The 17,689-nt window shown below is 55.5% G+C and carries 18 protein-coding genes; 10 read left to right on the top strand and 8 right to left on the bottom strand.

Features of this window, described 5'->3' with window-relative positions; all coding sequences use genetic code 11:
* Window positions 1-11 precede the first annotated feature (11 nt).
* Window positions 12-833: an HTH-type transcriptional activator RhaS gene (rhaS, locus tag N1689_RS05780; protein ID WP_150010171.1), complete on the bottom strand. Its 822-nt coding sequence runs from the start codon at window positions 831-833 to the stop codon at window positions 12-14.
* A 291-nt stretch (window positions 834-1,124) separates the two neighbouring features.
* Between rhaS and rhaB the strand changes: the two genes are divergently transcribed.
* The 4 genes from rhaB to rhaM are packed head-to-tail and all read left to right on the top strand — an operon-like array spanning window position 1,125 to window position 5,003.
* Window positions 1,125-2,597 (top strand): rhamnulokinase, encoded by a 1,473-nt coding sequence (rhaB, locus tag N1689_RS05775; protein ID WP_260058232.1) that lies wholly within the window; start codon window positions 1,125-1,127, stop codon window positions 2,595-2,597.
* Window positions 2,590-3,846, top strand: a complete 1,257-nt coding sequence (locus N1689_RS05770) for an L-rhamnose isomerase (RefSeq protein WP_260058231.1) — start codon at window positions 2,590-2,592, stop codon at window positions 3,844-3,846. The genes rhaB and N1689_RS05770 overlap by 8 nt, the downstream gene beginning before the upstream one ends.
* Window positions 3,847-3,856: 10 nt before the next feature.
* Window positions 3,857-4,699, top strand: coding sequence for a rhamnulose-1-phosphate aldolase (gene rhaD, locus N1689_RS05765; protein WP_161735878.1), 843 nt, complete (start codon window positions 3,857-3,859; stop codon window positions 4,697-4,699).
* Complete coding sequence (rhaM, locus tag N1689_RS05760; RefSeq protein WP_161735880.1) at window positions 4,689-5,003, top strand: L-rhamnose mutarotase; 315 nt, start codon at window positions 4,689-4,691, stop codon at window positions 5,001-5,003. The genes rhaD and rhaM overlap by 11 nt, the downstream gene beginning before the upstream one ends.
* A gap of 34 nt (window positions 5,004-5,037) precedes the next feature.
* On the opposite strand, the gene N1689_RS05755 is transcribed toward rhaM, so the two are convergent.
* Window positions 5,038-5,688, bottom strand: coding sequence for a TetR/AcrR family transcriptional regulator (locus tag N1689_RS05755; protein ID WP_222924005.1), 651 nt, complete (start codon window positions 5,686-5,688; stop codon window positions 5,038-5,040).
* Between the two features lie 308 nt (window positions 5,689-5,996).
* On the opposite strand from N1689_RS05755, the gene N1689_RS05750 reads away from it, so the two are divergent.
* On the top strand, window positions 5,997-6,254 hold the full coding sequence (locus N1689_RS05750; protein ID WP_161735883.1) for a DUF1471 domain-containing protein: 258 nt from the start codon (window positions 5,997-5,999) through the stop codon (window positions 6,252-6,254).
* Between the two features lie 36 nt (window positions 6,255-6,290).
* On the top strand, window positions 6,291-6,548 hold the full coding sequence (locus N1689_RS05745) for a YdgH/BhsA/McbA-like domain containing protein (protein ID WP_090960886.1): 258 nt from the start codon (window positions 6,291-6,293) through the stop codon (window positions 6,546-6,548).
* Window positions 6,549-6,626: 78 nt separating this feature from the next.
* On the opposite strand, the gene N1689_RS05740 is transcribed toward N1689_RS05745, so the two are convergent.
* The 3 genes from N1689_RS05740 to N1689_RS05730 all read right to left on the bottom strand — a co-directional run bounded on the left by N1689_RS05740 (window position 6,627) and on the right by N1689_RS05730 (window position 9,777).
* The gene (locus N1689_RS05740; protein WP_161735885.1) at window positions 6,627-7,811 is read right to left on the bottom strand and encodes a sugar transporter; all 1,185 of its coding nucleotides are present in this window, start codon (window positions 7,809-7,811) and stop codon (window positions 6,627-6,629) included.
* A 286-nt stretch (window positions 7,812-8,097) separates the two neighbouring features.
* A complete protein-coding gene (locus tag N1689_RS05735; RefSeq protein ID WP_161735886.1) occupies window positions 8,098-8,358 on the bottom strand; it encodes a hypothetical protein in 261 nt (86 codons plus the stop codon).
* Window positions 8,359-8,526: 168 nt separating this feature from the next.
* Window positions 8,527-9,777 (bottom strand): MFS transporter, encoded by a 1,251-nt coding sequence (locus N1689_RS05730; RefSeq protein ID WP_222924008.1) that lies wholly within the window; start codon window positions 9,775-9,777, stop codon window positions 8,527-8,529.
* Window positions 9,778-9,872: 95 nt separating this feature from the next.
* On the opposite strand from N1689_RS05730, the gene N1689_RS05725 reads away from it, so the two are divergent.
* The 4 genes from N1689_RS05725 (at window position 9,873) to N1689_RS05710 (ending at window position 14,483) form a co-directional block, all read left to right on the top strand.
* Window positions 9,873-10,766, top strand: coding sequence for a LysR family transcriptional regulator (locus N1689_RS05725; RefSeq protein WP_161735890.1), 894 nt, complete (start codon window positions 9,873-9,875; stop codon window positions 10,764-10,766).
* A 130-nt stretch (window positions 10,767-10,896) separates the two neighbouring features.
* A complete protein-coding gene (locus N1689_RS05720) occupies window positions 10,897-12,114 on the top strand; it encodes an ROK family transcriptional regulator (protein WP_161735892.1) in 1,218 nt (405 codons plus the stop codon).
* Window positions 12,115-12,227: 113 nt separating this feature from the next.
* Window positions 12,228-12,926 carry a dethiobiotin synthase gene (gene bioD, locus N1689_RS05715; RefSeq protein WP_161735893.1) on the top strand — a complete coding sequence of 233 codons (699 nt, stop codon included), beginning with the start codon at window positions 12,228-12,230 and terminating at the stop codon, window positions 12,924-12,926.
* 180 nt (window positions 12,927-13,106) lie between these two features.
* Window positions 13,107-14,483 carry a nucleobase:cation symporter-2 family protein gene (locus N1689_RS05710; protein WP_222924010.1) on the top strand — a complete coding sequence of 459 codons (1,377 nt, stop codon included), beginning with the start codon at window positions 13,107-13,109 and terminating at the stop codon, window positions 14,481-14,483.
* Between the two features lie 498 nt (window positions 14,484-14,981).
* On the opposite strand, the gene osmV is transcribed toward N1689_RS05710, so the two are convergent.
* Genes osmV through N1689_RS05695 form a run of 3 tightly spaced genes read right to left on the bottom strand, consistent with a single transcriptional unit; the run spans window position 14,982 to window position 17,686 of the window.
* Window positions 14,982-16,118, bottom strand: a complete 1,137-nt coding sequence (gene osmV / locus N1689_RS05705) for an osmoprotectant ABC transporter ATP-binding protein OsmV (protein WP_222924011.1) — start codon at window positions 16,116-16,118, stop codon at window positions 14,982-14,984.
* On the bottom strand, window positions 16,118-16,765 hold the full coding sequence (gene osmW, locus N1689_RS05700) for an osmoprotectant ABC transporter permease OsmW (RefSeq protein WP_010244802.1): 648 nt from the start codon (window positions 16,763-16,765) through the stop codon (window positions 16,118-16,120). The genes osmV and osmW overlap by 1 nt, the downstream gene beginning before the upstream one ends.
* A 9-nt stretch (window positions 16,766-16,774) precedes the next feature.
* Window positions 16,775-17,686, bottom strand: a complete 912-nt coding sequence (locus N1689_RS05695; protein ID WP_161735898.1) for a glycine betaine ABC transporter substrate-binding protein — start codon at window positions 17,684-17,686, stop codon at window positions 16,775-16,777.
* Between the last annotated feature and the right edge of the window lie 3 nt (window positions 17,687-17,689).

The raw sequence follows: 17,689 nt of genomic DNA, 5'->3' as shown, positions 1-17,689 counted from the left end.
ACTTTGCTCCTTTACAACATCTGCTGGCGCTCCGCTCGCGGTGCGCAGCCAAATTCGCGCCTGAACAGGGTTGAGAAATGGTTACTGTCACCAAATCCACACTGGAAGGCGATATCGGTAATTCGCATATCACTGTGACGCAGCAGATGACGAGCCTGTAACAGCCGCAAACGGTTCAGATAGCGCTGCGGCGTACTGCCGGTTTGCTGTTTCATCTGCCGATGCAGGGTTCGCAGTGACAGGGAGAAGCGATCAGCCAGCTCCTCCCAGACAATCTCGTCACTGTAATGGTCGCCGAGCCAGTCGAGCAGGCGATGCAACCGTGCCTCCTGATCCTGACTCTGCCCGTCAATACAGGCTTCACGCAGCAGCACCAGCAACTGTAAAAAGAGCTGTTCCTGGTGCGCCTGTTTCTCCAGCGACCAGGTATCGTCCTGCTGCATTTTCGCTGTCACGCTCAGCGCCTGCGCCATTACTTTATGATTGATACGCCAGTGAGAGGTATATTGCCCGTCCTGATCGCAGGGCAACAAAGCCTGCAGCCCGGAGAGAAAGCGAAACGCGCCGGGACTGCGATAAAGCACATTGGTCAGGCAAAGATTGTCGGTCTGCTCATAGAGATGACGATCGTGATCGCGCACAAAGCAGACACAGCCCGCACATAGCGTCTGCGGCTGACCATTAAACACATGAATGCCGGAGCCTTGCTCCACCAGTACAATCTCATGAAAATCATGATGATGTTCCGGAAAAGCTGCCTGCGGTATGCGGGGTTCAATCGCTATCGCGTAATCGCCTTCGGGAAAAAAATCTGCACTGTGCAATATGGTCATCGTCGTCTCTCGCTGCTTAACAAAACCGTAACGCAGTCTAATCAGGACGCTGTTACCTTACCTTGAATTTTCAGCTGGACTCAGCAGGAATCATGCTGATTTTTCAAGAAATCCCTGGCAGTTAACAGATTTGCGGCAGGGGTCACATCGCCTCTGCTGCCATCTCTGTGATCTCTCTCACGAAGTTCTTTGCCCATCTGCCAGCCACTAACGTCTGTTGGCATTCTCGGGAAGGTGACGACCAGGCAAGATTTTTACTCTGTGACCACTTAATCACAGGGAAAAGTCGCCATGACCAGGAGAAACATTGTTGCTATCGATCTCGGCGCATCCAGCGGACGTGTCATGCTCGCCAGCTGGGATGCCGCGCAGCGCCAGCTGGCACTGCGTGAGGTCCGGCGCTTTAAAAATAAGCGCCAGCGTCGTGCCGGTTATGACTGCTGGGATCTGTCTATGCTGGAGCAGGAGATACGCGCCGGGCTGGCTCAGTTAGATGATGAAGGCATCGTCCCTGACAGTATCGGCATCGACACCTGGGGTGTTGATATGGTGCTGCTGGATGCAGAGGGTGAGCCGGTGGGTGAAGCGGTCAGCTATCGTGATGCGCGCACGCATGGCCTGATGGAGCAGGCGCAGCACGAGCTCAGCCGTAGCGCCATTTATGCCCGAACCGGCATTCAGTTTCTGCCGTTCAATACACTCTATCAGATGCGCGCTCTGCATCAGCAGCAGCCCGACTGGCAGGCCCGCGTGGCGCATGCGTTGATGATACCTGACTACCTGCATTATCGCCTGACCGGTAATCTCAACTGGGAATACACCAACGCGACCACCACGCAAATGCTCAATATTCACAGCGGTGAGTGGGATCGCGATTTGCTCGCCTGGGCGGGCGTTGATGCGCGATGGTTTGGCCAGCCGCAGGCACCAGGCAATACCGTCGGTCACTGGATCAATCGCGCAGGCACGGCGGTTCCGGTGATCGCCGTCGCCACTCACGACACGGCCAGCGCAGTTCTTGCAACGCCGCTGATGCAGGACGACGCCGCCTATCTTAGCTCGGGTACCTGGTCGCTGATGGGCTTCGAAAGTCTGCAGCCCTATGCCTGCGATACTGCACTGCGCGCCAACATCACCAACGAAGGCGGCGCAGAGGGGTATCGCGTACTGAAAAACATCATGGGGCTGTGGCTGTTGCAGCGAATCTGCAGCGAACTGCAGATTGACGATCTCAGCATGCTGATTGAAGAGACAGCCCGTCAGCCCGCCTGTGTTTCACTCATCAGTCCCAATGATGCGCGTTTCATCAATCCAGACAGCATGGTCAATGAGATTCAGAACGCCTGCGCAGAGCAGGGCATGCCGGTGCCACAATCTGCCGCTGCGCTGGCGCGCTGCATATTTGATAGCCTGGCGCTGCTCTACCGTGAAGTAATCCAGGAGCTGGCTCAGTTGCGCGGCAAGCCTTTCAGCCAGTTGCACGTGGTGGGAGGCGGCAGCCAGAACCGCTTTCTTAATCAGCTCTGCGCCGATGCCTGCCAGATCCCGGTCCTGGCAGGCCCGGTTGAAGCCTCCACGCTGGGTAACGTTGGTTGCCAGCTGACTGCACTGGGCGAGCTGACCGATGTGGCTGATTTCCGCTGCAGCGTCATTAACAACTTCCCACTCGAAAAATTCGAACCGCAAACACACAGCGTCTTCAGTGCCAGTCAGGCACGCTTCGCGACGCTGAGTCAACCCGCTAAGGAACCCGCTTATGACTAAGCAGATTGAACAGGCTTTTGAACTGGCTAAACAACGCTACGCTGAAAATGGGGTTGATGTTGAGCAGGCCATCTGCCAGCTGGATCGCATTCCGGTCTCCATGCACTGCTGGCAGGGTGATGATGTCCGGGGATTTGAGAACCCCCAGGGCGCACTGACCGGCGGCATTCAGGCGACCGGTAACTACCCTGGACGGGCACGGAATGCCAGTGAACTACGCAGTGATATCGACAAGGCTATGTCGCTGATTCCTGGCGCTAAACGTCTGAACCTGCACGCTATCTACCTTGAAAGCGACAAGCCGGTGGACAGGGATGCCATTGAACCTGCCCATTTTGCCAATTGGGTCGCCTGGGCCAAAGAGAATAAGCTGGGCCTCGATTTTAACCCAAGCTGCTTCTCGCATCCAAAGAGCGCTGATGGCTTTACGCTATCTCACAGTGATAAAACCGTCCGTCAGTTCTGGATCGACCACTGCAAAGCGAGTCGCCGCATCTCCGCTTCATTTGGTGAGCAGCTTGGCACCCCCTCAATGATGAATATCTGGGTGCCGGACGGTATGAAAGATATCACCGTGGATCGGCTTGCCCCGCGTGAGCGCCTGATGAGTGCGCTGGATGAAATCATCTCAGAAAAAATCAACCCGCAGCATCATATCGATGCGGTTGAGAGCAAGCTGTTTGGCATAGGCGCTGAGAGCTACACCGTAGGTTCTAATGAGTTTTATCTTGGCTATGCCGCCAGTCGCCAGACGGCGCTGTGCCTGGATGCAGGACATTTCCATCCCACTGAAGTGATTTCCGACAAAATTTCCGCCGCCATGCTCTATGTGCCGCGCCTGCTGCTGCACGTCAGCCGTCCGGTGCGCTGGGATAGCGACCATGTTGTGCTGCTGGATGATGAGACCCAGGCTATCGCCAGTGAGATTGTCCGTCACCAGCTGTTCGACAAAGTGCATATCGGCCTCGACTTCTTCGACGCCTCAATTAACCGTATTGCCGCCTGGGTTATCGGCACCCGTAATACCAAAAAAGCGCTGCTGCGTGCCTTACTGGAGCCAACCGACCGCTTACGGCAGGCCGAGAACAGCGGCGATTACACCGCGCGGCTTACCCTGCTGGAAGAGCAAAAATCACTGCCATGGCAGGCGATCTGGGAAGCGTGGTGCCTGCGCCATGACGTCCCGGCTGATGCCAGCTGGTTAGGCGATGTCCGTCATTATGAACAACAGATCTTGAGCCAACGTTAAGGATTTCACTATGCAAAGCATTCTTTCTTCCGGATTTGTTAAGGGAATGGTCAAAGCGACCAGCGACATGTGGCTCAAGGGCTGGGACGAACGTAACGGCGGTAACGTCAGCCTCCGTCTGCTGGAGGAGGAGGTTAAGCCCTTCGCCACCGATTTCTATAAGGAGCCGCGTTGCATTGAGCTGACACAGCCAGCGCCAGCGCTGGCGAATGACTGGTTTCTGGTAACCGGGTCAGGTAAATTCATGCGCAACGTCCAGCTGGATCCGGCGGATTGTCTGGCACTGCTGCAGGTGGATGACAAGGGACTTTCCTATAAAATTCACTGGGGCCTGTCGAATGGCGGTTTGCCCACCTCTGAGCTGGCATCACACTTTCAGTCTCATGCGGTACGTAAAGCCGTCAGCAAAGGCGCAGATCGGGTGATAATGCACTGCCATGCGACCAACTTTATGGCTCTGAGTTACGTGATTGAGATGGACTCTGCGCGCTTTACCCGTTTGCTGTGGGAAGGCAGTACCGAATGTCTGGTGGTCTTCCCGGATGGCGTGGGTGTGCTGCCATGGATGGTTCCTGGCACCGATGAAATCGGCACTGCGACTGCCGGACAGATGCAGTCTCACACCCTGGTGATGTGGCCATTCCACGGCGTCTTTGGCACAGGCCCGACACTCGATGAAACCTTTGGTCTGATTGATACGGCGGAAAAATCGTCAGAAGTGATCGTCAAAGTGCTTTCAATGGGCGGAATTCGCCAGAGCATCACCACCGAACAGCTGATTGCCTTGGGTGAGCGCTTTGGCGTGAAGCCGTGGCAACCGGCGCTGGATGTGGGGCCAGCCAATGCTGCGTAAAGCCTTTGTGATGCAGGTGAATGCCGACTGTCATGCAGAGTATGAGCGTCGTCACTCCCCAATCTGGCCTGAACTGGCTGAGACGCTGAAAGCACACGGCGCGCATAACTATGCCATCTGGCTGGACGCAGAGCGGAGTCTGCTGTTCGCCAGCGTTGAGATTGAATCTGAAGCACGCTGGGAAGCGGTGGCAAAAACCGAGGTGTGTCAGCGCTGGTGGGCATCAATGAAAGATGTGATGCCGTCTAATGCGGATAACAGCCCGATCAGTCAGTCATTGAAACCAGTGTTCTTTCTGGAATAAAGCAGGGAAAGGGCGGCATCGCCGCCCTGATACTCTAACGCTTAGCCTGACACAAGCCGGTCAGCGTTGGCCACATGGCCATCAGCGTATCAATAATACCCTCAAGATCGTCACGCTCTGCGCCTTCGCGCGCGCGCACTGACATGCCCTGCAGCATACAACTCAGATAACGTGACAGCGCCGGAATATTTACTGCCGCACTCAGTTCGCCACGTCGCTGGCGCGCCAGCAAAAAATCACTCAGCACATGCTCCTGCGACTGATGTTGCTGTTGTAGCATGGCGGCAATCTCTGCCGACGCCGCCGACAGGGCAGTTGAGGTGCAGATAAAGAAGCACCCACCGGGAGAGTCACGTTCGGTAAAACAGGCAGCAGTAGAGCGGAAATAGGCTTCAATGGCCCGATCCACCGGTAACTGATCATCGCCTAATGCCGCTTTACGCCATGCGCTGAACTTCTCTACATAACGCTCCATCGCTGCGCGAAATAGTCCCTCTTTATTCACAAATTCTGCGTAGAGGGTTGGCGCTTTTGCGCCGGTTGCGGCGACCAGATCGGCGAGAGAGGTTCCCTCGTAACCGTGCGTCCAGAACAGGGTCAGAGCTTTATCAAGCGCGGCTTCGCGATCGAACACTTTGGGTCGGCCGCGGCATTTTTTTACATCGCAATCCTGAACCTGACTCATACACCCTCTCAGACAGTAAAACATCTTATTAAATTACCGATCATTATAAAAATGTGCAAGGTCCATTAATAACGTCACCCACAAGCGTTGTCATTTTGTGCGTCGGCGCAATCTTACCGCCCCTATGGTTAAGTCAGAAAAGGGGCTGAAGCCCATAATCACGCCACATCACGAATAAAATAACGCTCATTAAATAAATATTGACGACGAATCGGATCAGAGTCTATCATTTATTTAACGTTCGTTAATTAAACGACGACAACTTGACTCAGACCATCCGAATTCAAATACCGAATAGAGAGAATTTTATGAAAACCATCAAAACTACTTTGGCAGCACTGCTACTGACTACCCTGACCTTTGGCGCTTATGCCGCTGATCTCGTGACCAGTGAGCCGTCTAATCAGCAGCCAGTAGGCACCATCTCAGTACAAGGCGGCACCAACCTGACTTCCCTAGAATCACAGCTGAGTGCCAAAGCTGATGAAGCCGGTGCGAAATCATTCCGCATCACCTCAACCAGCGGCCAGAATAAACTGCACGGCACGGCTGTGATTTATCAGTAATTTGGTTTCAACAGATGAAGTGAGAAGGGGTTCGTTATGAAACGTATCAATATGATGGTCGCGGCGGCGGTGCTAAGTGGCCTCTCCTTTGCCAGCGTGGCGGCCCAACAGGTAAGCAGCACCCCGCTGGATCAGCAAAAAATCGGTGTCATCAGCGCAACGGGCAGCACGAATCTGACCTCGCTGGAGCAGCAGCTGTCAGAGAAGGCCAGCGATGTCGGCGCAAAGTCTTTCCGCATCACTTCGACCTCTGGCAGCAACAACCTGCATGGCACAGCCGTTCTTTATAAGTAACAGGCGCTATAAATAATCATAAACAGGCTTCAGATAAACCTACTTATCTGAAGCCTTTTTTATTTAGTACCGCGCTGATTATCCGTTACTGCGTAACTGCGGATAGCGTCGGAAAATATAAACACACCACAGCAACGCCACCAGACCAATCATCCCGCCGACATTCCCCACTTCAGCCATGCCCAGATGGAGACTGACCTGGTTACCCAGCAGCGCGCCCGCGCCAATACCAATATTGTAGATACCGGACATCAGCGACATTGCAACATCCGTGGCATCTGGTGCCAGCGAGAGTACCCGCACCTGCATACCCAGCCCGATCATCATCATCGCCACTCCCCAGACAACGCACAGCGTGGAGATAGCTGCAGGGCGGACGGCGGCAAAGATCAGCAGGCCCATGCAAAGGGTGATCAGCGCAATGGCAGCAATCAGCAGGGCGGAAGGAAATTTGTTACCCAGCGTACTGAAGAGCAGGCTGCCGATAATGCCCGCTGAACCAAACAGCAGCAGCAGCAGGGTTGTGAAATTGCCGCTGGCGTGCGCGACGGTCTGCATAAATGGCTCGATATAGCTGTAGGCGGTGTAATGCGCGGTCACCACCAGCGTCACCAGCAGATACATGCTGACCAGCGCCGGACGGCGAAACAGCATCGGGACGCTGCTCAGCGAACCGGTATGCTCACTCGGCAAGCGTGGCAGAATACGTACCAGCATGATCATCAGCACCAGAGCCGAAAGCCCAATTGCGCCGAAAGTGGTGCGCCAGCCAAGATACTGTCCCACTACGCGGCCAATCGGCACGCCCAGCACCATCGCCAGCGCGGTACCGGTCGCCAGCATACTCAGCGCCTGGGTTTTTTTACCCGCCGGGGCAACACGAATCGCCAGCGAGGCGGTGATCGACCAGAACACCGCATGAGACAGGGCGATGCCGACGCGCGATACCATCAGCGACCGGAAATCCCAGGCGACGGTCGAAAGTATGTGGCTGACGATAAAAATCAGGAACAACACGCCCAGCAGCAGCCGTCGCTCAATGTTGCGGGTCAGCAGCATCAGCGGCAGTGAAAGCAGTGCGACTACCCAGGCGTAAATGGTCAGCATGATCCCGACATCAGCCGTCTGCATTGAAAAGTCAGCAGCGATATCGGACAACAGGCCAACCGGCACGAACTCGGTGGTATTGAAGACAAATGCGGCGATGGCCAGCAATACCACGCGTAGCCAGGCAGTTTTACGTGAAACAGTTGTTGGTTGCATGAGGAGTCAAGTCAGTCAGTACAGCGAAATCGGATGTGGCAGAAACATCCAGTGAAAGTGACCTGCGTCACAAATTACTGACCATTGTAGTGAATAAAGCGGGAAGCGAAACCTTATAAATGCCTTTTATTGCTGATTTTTAATTATCTCCCTGTCACAGGGCGATAGCCTGAGATTATCAGGAGCGAAGAGGTGCAATCATCATTCAGAGCAGCGGGTTACCCTCAGGCAGGATGTCATGGAACAGCACAGCGGGAAGCGTTTCACCTCTGGGCTGTCCGTTTGATTAACGCGATGGCGTAGTATGTTTCAGGGCCACATTAAGCTGACTGGCCTGCGGGTCGCTGTGATTAAGCGGACAGCAGTTTTCGCAGCCGATGGCTCCCGCATAATATTTTTTTGCCTGCAGAATGGCGGCATTCACATGATAAAAACTGCCCAGAAACAGTCGGTTATCCATGTCAGGAAGATGGGGGCAGCCCGCGGCATGAACAACATGATTATCGTTATATCCCGATTGTTTATTAACGTAGTAGTAGAGAGCCACAGGCGGTCCTTGTTGCCGTGTTAAAAGGCAAAGCAGATGAATTATTACAATAAAAAGGATTATAGCGGGAAAAGCACGTTTTGTTTGTTATGGATCTGAAGGGAATGTTCAGCATGATAAGCTGCCAGGCCCGCTGGAGAGGTCGGAGCCTGGCTCGGGAGAAAACGGTCAGAGTCTTTTACTATGCAGACGCGAGGCAACAAGCAGCGCCAGGATCAGCAGAACGCTGATAAACAGCGTGATTCCGCTCCAGCCAAAATTATGCCAGAACAGACCGCCCAGCGTGCCCGCCACGCTGGAACCCACGTAGTAACTGAACAGATAGAGCGAGGAAGCCTGCCCACGCGCCCGGCGTGCACGGGGACCAATCCAGCCGCTGGCGACCGCATGAGCGGCAAAAAAACCGGCGGTGAACAGCATCATTCCAGGCAGAATCAGCCAGAGCGAGTTAAAGGCAGTGACCAGCAAACCCAGCAGCATGATGGCTGTTGCGCCCAGCATCACCGGCCCGCGTCCCAGACGACTGGTCAGCGCACCCGCTTTAGGTGAACTCCATGAGCCGGTGAGATAGACCACTGATAACAGACCCACCACGGCCTGGCTGAGATGCCAGGGCGCATCCAGTAAACGGTAGCCAATATAGTTAAACAGGGTGACGAAGGCACCCATCAGCAGAAAGCCTTCGGCAAACAGCCAGGGCAGGCCCGGATCGCGCCAGTGCAGCCGGAAGTTAATCAGCAGATTACGTGGACGCAGCGTGATGGGGCGGAAATGACGCGATGCAGGCAGGATCTTCCAGAACATCAGCGCTGAGGCCAGCGAAAAACAGCCAATCACCGCCACGGCGATGCGCCAGGAGAAGAGGTCGGTCAGGACACCGCTTAACAGACGCCCGCTCATCCCGCCAATTGAGTTACCGCTGATATACAACCCCATTGAAAAGGCGACGACCCGCGCATCCATCTCCTCACTAAGATAGGTCATACCGACCGCCGCAACACCGCTGAGCGACAGTCCCATCAGCGCCCGCATAATCAGAATGCCGTGCCAGCTGGTCATGGTGGCGGAGATCAGCGTGCAGATGGCCGCCAGCATCAGAGCGGTCACCATTACCGATTTGCGCCCGATAGCATCAGAGAGCGGCCCGGTCACCAGCAGACCCAGCGCCATCAGGCCGGTAGAGATAGAGAGCGACAGGCTGCTGGTCGCCGGAGAAACACCAAACTGCTGTGACAGCACCGGCAGAATCGGCTGCACGCAGTAGAGCAGGGCAAACGTCGCCAGCCCCGCAGAGAAAAGCGCCAGCGTGACGCGCATAAAAGCGGGTGTTCCCCGCCGGATATGACCTGCTGCGGCAACGGACTCCTGCGGTTCAGCCACCGCTTTCTCATCCACTGTGGCCTGTATTGAGCGACTCACACATCTTCCTCTCAGTCTGAAAACCTGTCGTCAGCTTAGGAAAGTGGCATTATGTTGTCTAATATATTAATAATCTCAAATAAGACGTTTAAAATATGAATATCGAACTGCGTCATCTGCGCTACTTCATTGCGGTGGCGGAAGAGCTCCATTTCGGGCGGGCAGCCCAGCGTCTGAATATTTCCCAACCGCCGCTCAGCCAGCAGATTATTCAGCTGGAGGCGGAGACCGGCGCAAGGCTGTTTACCCGTAACAACCGCAGCGTGCAGCTGACCGCCGCCGGCCATCAATTGCTGAGCGATGCCCGGGCGATACTGTTGCAGGTTGAGCAGGCGGCCGATCGCGCTTCCCGGTTACATCGTGGCGAAGAGGGAGAGCTGCGGATCGGCTTTACCTCATCGGCTCCGTTTACCGCCGTGGTTTCTGATGCGCTGTTCCAGTTTCGTCAGCGCTGGCCGCAGGTGCATATTCAGATGCAGGAGATCAACACTCGCCAGCAACTGGCACCGTTACATGACGGACGGCTCGATCTCGGCGTGATGCGCAACACGCCGCTGCCCGCCGACCTGCGTCATCAGCTGCTACTGAGCGAGCCGCTCTATGCCGTGGTGCACAAGGCGCATCTGCTGGCTGAGGCTGAAAAGATCTCTGTGACGGCGCTGGCGGCTGAACCCTTTGTCTTTTTCGATCCTCAGGGCGGAACCGCGCTCTATAGCGATATTCTGGCATTGCTGCACCGCTACCACATCAAGCCTTACATCACCCAGGAAGTGGGTGAGGCGATGACCATCCTGGGGCTGGTGGCAACCGGTTTAGGCGTTTCCATTCTGCCCGCCTCCTTTCGCCGGGCACGGCTGGCCGATTTGGTCTGGCTGCCCTTAACGGAAGAGGATGCGATTTCAGAACTCTGGCTGGTCTGGTCAGCCGGACGCGAAATAAATGCGCAGATGGAGAATATGATGGCGTTGCTGCGTGAAAACCACGCCTGAAGCGAGCGTGACACAGCATCAATCTGTGCGATAAATCACATTTCTAATCAAATATTTGACGCTGTCGCCTGATCTGCCTCACCATGGCGCATGTTTATTTAGAAGCGCGAAAATAACCGGGAGCAGGGTTGTGAATCCGGACAGTCAACCTGGCCACATTGACCAGATCAAGCAGACTAATGCAGGTGTCGTATATCGATTAATTGACCGTTACGGTCCCATTTCGCGTATCGAACTTTCCCGCCGTGCCCAGCTTGCTCCGGCCAGCATAACCAAAATTGTGCGCGAGATGCTGGATGCGCATCTGGTGCAGGAGACTGAGTTTCAGGATCCCGGCAGCCGTGGCCGTCCGGCCATTGGCCTGATACTGGATACCGACGCCTGGCACTATCTGGCGATTCGTCTGCATCGCGGTGCCATGACCTTTACGTTGCGCGATCTCAGCAGCCGTGAGCTGGCAGAAGAGAGTCTCCCTCTGCCGGATGAAGCTGCTCAGCCCTTACTGACCTCGCTGATTGACCAGGTCGATGCTTTCTTTATTCGTCATCAGAAGAAGCTGGAGCGTCTCACGGCCATCGCCATTACGCTGCCGGGGCTGATCAACGCGGCATCAGGCGTGGTGCATCGGCTGCCGGGTTATCAGGTACGCGATATGCCGCTGGGCGATGCGCTGGCGGCGCGAACCGGCTTACCGGTGTTTGTGCAGCATGACATTTCAGCCTGGACGCTGGCGGAGTCGCTGTTTGGTGCTTCCCGGGGCGCGCAGGATGTGATTCAGATTGTGATTGATGAAACCGTGGGGGCTGGCGTCATCAGTGGCGGTCAGCTACTGCATAAAAGTGGCCGGGCGCTGGTTGAGATTGGCCATACTCAGATCGACCCTTATGGCCAGCAGTGCTATTGCGGGAATCATGGCTGTCTGGAGACGGTAGCCAGCACCGGCAGTTTGCTGGCGCTGGCGGCGCAGCGTCTGCCTGCCCAGCCTGACAGTCTGCTCAATAACCAGCCGCTGACGCTGACTTCACTGTGTGCGGCCGCGCAGTCGGGTGATCGTCTGGCGCGTGACACCATTGCCAGCGTCGGGCATCACGTTGGGCGGATCCTGGCAATGATGGTCAACATTTTTAATCCACAACATATTCTTATCGGTTCTCCTCTCAATGCCGCCGCTGATGTGCTGTTTCCCGCAGTGCGCAACACTATTCTGCAGCAGTCACTGCCTGCCTACAGTGCTGGTATTCAGCTGGCACCTACTGAATTCAGCGAGCCTGGAACGCTGGGCGGAGCCGCGTTGATCAAAGATGCGCTCTACAACGGACACCTGTTAGTGAAACTGTTGCAAGGTTAAGCAGGCCTGAACTTGCGCTAACGCAATCTGTTCTCATCCTCCATTCCTTAAAATGCCGGTTCGCAGCAAGGTTAATCACCGATTAACCGCAACGGTTCGAGAGGAGAAGTTGAGTGAACAGACTATTTGTTACCGGCACCGACACCGCAGTAGGCAAAACGGTAGTGTCCCGCGCACTGTTACAAAGTTTTATCGAGACCGGACAGAGTGCTGTGGGCTTCAAGCCCGTCGCGCGCTGTGCTGTCAAAACCGCGGATGGCCTGCGTAACAAAGATGCACAGGTTCTGCAAAGCGCGTCGTCAATCGACCTGGCATACCAGGCGATCAATCCGCTGGCTTTCCAGGAAGAGGAGATCTGCACCCATCCGGGGCAGATTATCGATTACGGATTGCTGACCCGGGGATTAACCAGCCTGACGCAGCAGGCCGATCGGGTGGTTGTTGAGGGCACAGGTGGCTGGCGCAGCCTGATGAACGACGGACGTCCGCTCTCCTGCTGGGTCGTTGAGCAGCAACTGCCGGTGGTACTGGTGGTCGGCATCCAGTCGGGCTGTATCAGTCACGCCCTGTTAACCGCAGAAGCGATAGCGCAGGATGGGCTGCCACTGGTGGGCTGGGTGGCCAATCGCATCAATCCGGGACTGGCGCAGTACAGCGACATTATTGAGATTCTGCGTGAAAAAATTAGTGCGCCGCTACTCGGCGAGCTGCCTTATCTGCCGCGTGCAGAACAGCGTGATCTGACCTCTTACATCGATATTTCTCTGCTGGAGCAGAACAATCTGCACGCTGTGAGTGCAAAAATCGCCTGATTATGAAACAAACTAAGTCATCTGAGTCGGCAATGAGCCTAAAGTTTCAGGCTTGTTGTCGGCTGTCTTTAACTATTTCCATTTAGAATTGAAAGACCTGGATCGGATATCGCGAAACCCTGACGTCATGGCGCAGAAAATGCATTAACTCCGCTTATCACACTGAGCTGGAGCCCCATCATGTCGCACTCGCACGAGAAAGGTTTGTTATATGGGCTTGAAGCCCGCATTGGCCCCATCCCGGCGTTCTTTGCCGCGCTGCAACATCTGCTGGCCAGCGTGGTGGGCATTATCACACCCCCCCTGATTATTGGCTCGGTTCTGGGATTGCAGGCCTATATTCCTTATCTGATTAGCATGTCGCTGTTCGTCTCCGGCTTAGGCACGTTTATGCAGGCCAGACGTTTTTATGGCGTCGGGGCGGGCATGATCTGCCTGCAGGGTACCAGTTTCGCATTTCTGGGCGTGATTCTCTCCGGTGGCCTGATGGTAAAAGGGCGCGGCGGTTCGCCCGAAGAGATTATGGCGATGCTGTTTGGCTGCAACCTGGCGGCGGCGCTGATCCCGGTTCTGATCAGTCGCTGCGTCGGCACGCTGCGCAAAGTGCTGACACCAGTGGTAACCGGTACGGTAATAACCCTGATAGGCATCAGCCTGATAAAAGTCAGCATCACTGACTGGGCGGGTGGTCACAACGCCACAGATTTTGGCTCGCCGGGGAATCTGGCGCTGGGTGCGTTGACGCTGCTGGTGATCGTGGCGCTGAACCGCTCGCGTAACCGCTGGGCGCGACTGGTGGCGGTAGTGGCCGGCATCGCGGTGGGATGTATTGCAGCAGCCTTAACCGGTCATCTGCAACTCAGGGCCGCGCCGGAGAGCAGCTGGCTGGTGTTGCCTGCTTTCTTCCGGTTTGGTTTCGCCTTTGACTGGACCATTTTTCTGCCGATTGCGCTGGTGTCTGTGATTGCGGTGATTGAAGCGGTCGGGGATCTCACCGCTAACTGCCTGATTTCCCGGCAGCCAATCACTGGTAAACCTTTTCAGCAGCGGTTGCAGGGCGGCCTTGTTGCCGACGGCCTGAGCTGCGTGCTGGCCGCGGTCTTCTCCGCATTTCCAAACACTACCTTCGCGCAGAACAATGGCGTGATCCAGATGACCGGCGTCGCCAGTCGTTATGTCGGTATGCTTCTGGGGATTATGCTGGCGCTGCTGGGGCTCTTTCCCTATGTTGGGTCGCTGTTGCAGCAGATTCCGCCACCCGTACTGGGTGGAGCGACAGTGGTGATGTTTGGCAGTGTAGTCGCTGCCGGTATCCGGGTAATGACCCAGACGCCGCTGGGTCGCCGCGAGATGCTGATTGTCGCGATCTCATTCGGGATTGGTCTGGGGGTGGAAGCGGTGCCGGAGGTGCTGAAGCAGTTCCCGCCGCTGATTAACCATTTATTTGGTCACGCGGTGACAACCGGCGGCATTCTGGCGATTGTGCTCAATCTGGTCCTGCCAGACGAGGCACCTGCGGTGGCAGAGGTGGAGGCGGAAACGCTCACGGAGAGCTAAAAGCTAAAAAGCCGTTAAATGCAGAAGGGCCGATGTTGTCCTTACAGACAACGCAGTAATTCAAAGCGATAGGAGCATACGCCAGTAGCAAAGTATAGCGGGCCAGGGATGGTGGGTTTTGCGTCTTTGCGGCGGGCGTATGCTCCCTGAGCCATTACCTTAAATACCAGAAAGAATGGTCCCATGTAGCCCGTAAACTGATTCGCTATAAGACCGAGTCTGCGAAGGGAACCGGATCAGATCGGAAAGACGCAAAAGAGTCATCCCTGACTGCTCGACCCGCGCGATTACGCACCTCATCCATGAGGTGTGCCCGTAGCCGGGCCAACGCGTTGCGTTGTTCAAAAACGCTCCCGGCGTTTTTGTCCATGGCGCAGGACGCTTTCCTCTTCTGACCCGGTTCCCTGCGCATTAAACTTTTGTATTGCTGTCAGTTTCACCCGGATTAGGGTTTCTCTGCGATTGAAAGGGCCATGGCGGCCCTTTCGTCTGACTGCACTATGGATTCAGACGACGACGGGTACGACCCGAGCTGAGATAATCCGCGATATAATCCTGCGAAATTTCCCCGCTGTAGCGCCCCTCTTCATCAACAATCGGCATCCAGACCGTGTTGTGCTCATAGAGTTTCGACAACACCACTCGCAGGTTCTCTTCGGCTTTACCGGTCACCTTAAAGGTATGCAGCTTCTCTTCACAGCGGCCGCTAACGTTACGCGCCTCACGACGCTTCACGAAGCCCAGCGGTTTGCCATCCTCATCGACAACTGTAATCGACCGCATGTCGTTATCATCCATCATGCCAAAGGCTTCATCCAGCGGCGTCGAGCGGCGCACGGTGATGGTCGGCTGCTGATCGGTTACGTCACCCGCCTGCACCAGTAACAGACGCTTAAGCGTGCGGTCCTGACCGACAAACGAGCCAACGAAATCATTGGCTGGCGTCGCGAGCAGTTCATCCGGACTGGCGCATTGCACGATCCTGCCCTGACCAAATACCGCGATGCGATCGCCGAGTTTCAGCGCTTCATCGATGTCGTGACTCACCAGCATCACGGTTTTCTTAAGCTGACGCTGCATGTCGAGAAACTCGTTCTGAATCACTTCACGGTTAATCGGGTCGACAGCACCAAACGGCTCATCCATCAGCAATACCGGTGGATCCGCCGCCAGCGCACGAATGACGCCGATACGCTGCTGCTGACCGCCAGACATCTCACGCGGATAGCGGTGCAGGAACTTTTTAGGGTCCAGTGCCACCATGCTCATTAATTCCGTGGCGCGCTCATGACACTGCTTCTTATTCCAGCCCAGCATGCGTGGCACAACGGTAATGTTCTCTTCGATAGTCATGTTGGGAAACAGGCCAATCTGCTGGATCACATAGCCAATGTTGCGGCGCAGGGTGGTGGTGTCCTGAGTACTGGTATCTTCGCCATTGATCAGGATCCGACCACTGGTGGCCGGAATCAGACGGTTAATCATCTTCAGCGTGGTGGTTTTGCCGCAGCCTGATGGACCCAACAACACGCACATCTCACCGGCTGGCACATGCAGGCTGACGTTATCGACGGCTTTATTAGTCGTGCCGTTTTTCTGGGTAAAGGTTTTCGTCAGGTTTTCCAGCGTAATCATTATCGAATCCCCTTTGGAGTCAGCGCCTGCTGCAAACGGTGCAGCAGCCAGTCAAGAAAAATAGCCAGCAGACAGATCATCAATGCGCCGGCAATTAACATACGAATATCACTGCCACTGATACCATCCAGCAGCAGCTGGCCCAGACCGCCCGCGCCAATCACGGCGGCAATCGCCATCACGCCAACGTTCATCACCACAGCGGTTCGGATGCCACCAAAAATCACCGGTAGCGCCATCGGGATTTCAACCCAGCGCAGACGCTGCCAGAAGGTCATGCCAATGCCGCGACCCGCTTCACGCAGACCGTCCGGCAGATTCTCCAGCGCGGTATGGGTATTACGCACAATCGGCAGCAGCGAGTAGAGGAACACGGCGGTAATGGCTGGCAGCGCACCGATGCCCTGACCGATCAGCGAAAACAGCGGGATCATCAGACCAAACAGCGCAATGGTCGGGATAGTCAGTACTACGGTAGCGATACCGAGGATCGGCGTTGCTAACCATCTGACGCGCACGATCAGAATGCCCAGCGGCACGCCAATCACAATGGCCAGACCGACCGCAACCAGCACCAGCCAGCTGTGCTGCCAGCTCAGAGTGAGCAGGGTGCTCCAGTTATCCATGATGTAGTGAAGGGTATCCACAGTGCCTCCTTACAGCATGTTTTTGGATTGAAGGAAATCACGTGCCACTTTTTCCGGTGACTGATGATCGATATCGACCCGCTTGTTCAGCTCGGTAATCGCCTCATTGGTGATCTGTGCAGAGAGCTGATTAAGGGCACTATCCAGCCCTGGATGACTCGCCAGCACATCCTGACGCACGACCGGCGTCACGTTGTAGCTCGGGAAGAAGTGTTTATCATCCTCCAGCACTTTCAGGTTAAAGCCCTTAACCCGGCCATCGGTGGTGTAGATCAGACCGGCATCCACAAATTCGTCGCGAATGGCGTTATAGACCAGGCCCGGATCCATCTGACGGATCTGCGGGCGATCCAGCGCCAGGTTATAAGTCTTCTGCAGCGGTTTCAGGCCGTCTGAACGACCTGCAAACTCCAGGTCCAGTCCCAGTCGCCAGTTGTGGTCCGGGTCAGACTGACGAACCTGTTCCACTTTCGCGACCAGCTGTGACATCGTAGTGATGCCCTCTTTTTTGGCCCGCTCCTGAGTCATGGCAAAGGCGTAGGTGTTGTTCATCGGTGCCGGGTTCAGCCAGACCAGCCCCAGTTTTCCGTCCAGTTTTTTCACCGTCTCATAGGCCTGTTGTGAAGACATCGGCTGGCTGATGTGGTTGAAGATAATCAGTGACGTACCGGTATATTCCCAGACCATATCAATCTGCTTATTCAGCAGCGCGTTACGGCCAATGGTGGTGGCGATATTACGTTTGGGCACCACCTCAAAGCCTTTTTTCTGTAGCCACAGCACCGTCATCGCTGACAGGATATGCTGTTCGGTAAAGCTCTTGGTCGCCATCACCAGCGGAGCCGCCGCCTGTGCCGTCTGGCTAAGCAGCAGCGTCGCGGTCAGCGCGACAGCGCTTTTCTTAATCCACTTCGTTAGCATTGC

The organism is Pantoea sp. XY16, assembly GCF_025153065.1.
In the GTDB taxonomy this organism is placed as follows: Bacteria; Pseudomonadota; Gammaproteobacteria; order Enterobacterales; family Enterobacteriaceae; genus Pantoea; species Pantoea alfalfae.
Note: the sequence above shows the minus strand (reverse complement) of the source record. Positions and strands in the feature narration are given on the sequence as shown.